At 34.2% G+C, this 2,589-nt stretch carries 2 protein-coding genes; one reads left to right on the top strand and one right to left on the bottom strand.

Translation table 11 applies throughout. The features are described 5' to 3' along the window. The first annotated feature begins 86 nt into the window (after positions 1-86). Complete coding sequence (locus tag GQR46_RS18590) at positions 87-1,046, top strand: sugar-binding transcriptional regulator (RefSeq protein ID WP_002960874.1); 960 nt, start codon at positions 87-89, stop codon at positions 1,044-1,046. A 420-nt stretch (positions 1,047-1,466) separates the two neighbouring features. On the opposite strand, the gene GQR46_RS18585 is transcribed toward GQR46_RS18590, so the two are convergent. Next, on the bottom strand, positions 1,467-2,291 hold the full coding sequence (locus GQR46_RS18585) for an alpha/beta hydrolase (protein WP_165742007.1): 825 nt from the start codon (positions 2,289-2,291) through the stop codon (positions 1,467-1,469). Positions 2,292-2,589 lie beyond the last annotated feature (298 nt).

Here is a 2,589-nt window from a genome sequence, read left to right as displayed (position 1 = left end):
TAAAATAATTTATATAGCAGCACATATAATTAAAATTATGTAATGAAAATAAGGATTTAGTTTTCCTTCTATTTTAAGAGGTTTACGTGGTAAAGCTATCAAATACAGAAATTAGAAAGCTAGATGATGCAGCCAGAGCAGGGTGGTTATATTATGTTGGCGGTAACACACAAGATGAAATTGCTAAAAAGCTAAATATATCTCGTCAATCTGCACAAAGAATGGTCGCATTATCTGTGAGCCAAGGTCTAATTAAAGTTAGACTTGACCACCCGATTGCTAAATGTATGGACTTGGCCGAAAAATTAAAAAGCCGTTTTGGGTTAGATTCGTGTGAAGTTGTACCGAGCGATCCATCTGAACCATCGTCTACGCTTGGTTTGGCTCAAGCTGGCGCGGCTGAAATAGAACGTCATTTAAAATCAGAACAACCCAAAGTACTTGCTATGGGAACCGGTCGAGTTTTACGTTCATGTGTAGATGAGCTAAGAACTGTTGATTGTCCGCAACATAAAATTGTAGCAATGCTAGGTAATATGGCTTTGGATGGATCGGCTTCACCTTATGATGTTGTAGTAAGAATGGCCGAACACACCAATGCAAAACATTACCCAATGCCATTGCCAGTTTTACCAAGAAGTATTGAAGAAAAAGAACAGTTACATGCACAACAAAATATTACCGGTAATTTAAAACTCGCTAAAGATGCCGATGTAACATTTGTGGGTATTGGTAGCTTAGGTGAAAAGTCGCCATTACATATAGATGGTTTTATTGATGCGCAAGAACTTAAAGAGTTACAAGATCTTGGTGCCGTTGGTGAAATGATTAGTTGGGTGTTTGATAAAAACGGTAAGCTTTTAGATTGCACAGTTAATCAGCGTGTAGCAAGTACGCCATTAAAAACAAATGCTAACAAACAGATTTATGCGATAGCTGCTGGTGAAGAAAAAGTGTTAGCCATTTTGGGCGCAGTAAGGTCAAACATGATCAGCGGATTAATTACTAACGAATATACAGCTGAGCGTTTATTAAGTATTGATTAAACAAATTGATAAATAAAGTATCTGTATTAGTAATACCTGTTATTGTAATAAAACCACTTAATGTCCGATACCGTCTAGTATTGGACATAGTAAGGGCGCATTTAAGCGCTCTTTCTATATATGCATTAACTACCTATAATTTATATTATGTTAAATAGCATAAATAAATACATAACCAAGTTACTCACCTTCATTAATTAACGTATAAACGCGATATTTTGACTATTTAATAAGCATTAACCTACTTATCTTAATAGTCAGTGTCTTACCCATTTACGGTATTAGCTTCTTGAACATATAAAAATACCGCTTGGTTATTAATATTATCAAGCGGTATTACAATGATTGCCTATTCGCTACTTTACCCAATCAAACTTAACGTATTGAAACAAATAGCTTTTTAATAAACCTAGTAATTCACTAGAATGTTTTATCATTCATAAATTCACTAATAAGATCAGACACTTTATCTGGATGTTCATCAATAACCCAATGAGCGGCTCTATCTATCCAAATCAATGATGAATTTGGAATTGCTTCTTCTAACATTGGCGCATACTTTGGCTTTTGAAACTTGTCTTCTTTACCCCATATTATGAGTGTTTCATGAGGTAAGCTTTTAAGATCGCCTGTAATAGCTTCGGTATATTCTTTATTGAGCCTGCGCATGTTACTAAATAAAGCGGCTTTTCCTTTTTCATTACTCCATGGTGCTAAGTATATTTTCATCAACTCTTCAGTCATTACGCTCGAGTCGTAAACACCTTTGGGCATGAAATCTCTTAATGTATCCACAAATTCAGCTACAGTTGTTTTTTCTTCTACACCTGGTTCTAGCAAAGGTTCAAATTCTGGTATTGGCCAAGAATCAAAACATACACTATCAATTAAAACCAACCCGTTTACTTTATCCGGATGATTTACAGCCATTAATTGAGCAACACCACCACCAATATCATGTGCAGCAATATTAACTTTAGAAATACCGAGTTCATCCATAAACTTACACATTATTCTACATTGCGCATTTATAGAAACATCGGTGTTAATTGGCATATCAGATTCACCAAAGTTTAGTAAATCAGGCGCTATTACTCGATGTTGTGATGCAAGTTTTGGCATCACATTTCGCCATAAAAATTTATTGGTTGGTATACCATGTATTAATAATAAAGGTGTGCCTTCACCCATTTCTTGGTATGCAATTTTATGACCTTCTACTGTAACGTACTGTGTTTTGTTCATATTTCTGCCTCGTTAATTTTAAAAAATTATAATATTTAGTAACTGATAAAACCGGAATATAAGCCTATAAAGCAAATTTCATCCCAAGATGAGTATCTATTAGTTATTGAAGCATCATAATGTTTTTAAAGTTAAACCCTTGTGATACGTAGGCTCTAGGCTAAGTTAGTTTACTTACCCCATAAAATTATAGGTTTAATAATTATGATTATTAAATTGCTTTAGGAAGTGTGAAACGATGACTCTTATATATGCAACAATTACAAAAGCGTAGTTTGTAATACTTTGAAGGAATAAT

This window comes from Pseudoalteromonas sp. Z1A6, from assembly GCF_011378745.1.
In the GTDB taxonomy this organism is placed as follows: domain Bacteria; phylum Pseudomonadota; class Gammaproteobacteria; order Enterobacterales; family Alteromonadaceae; genus Pseudoalteromonas; species Pseudoalteromonas arctica.
This window is presented reverse-complemented; position numbering and strand designations above follow the sequence as displayed.

What these genes read in the sequence shown, in the direction of transcription:
- GQR46_RS18585 (WP_165742007.1), bottom strand. Translation starts at nt 2,291, where the DNA reads ATGAACAAAACACAGTACGTTACAGTAGAAGGTCATAAAATTGCATAC.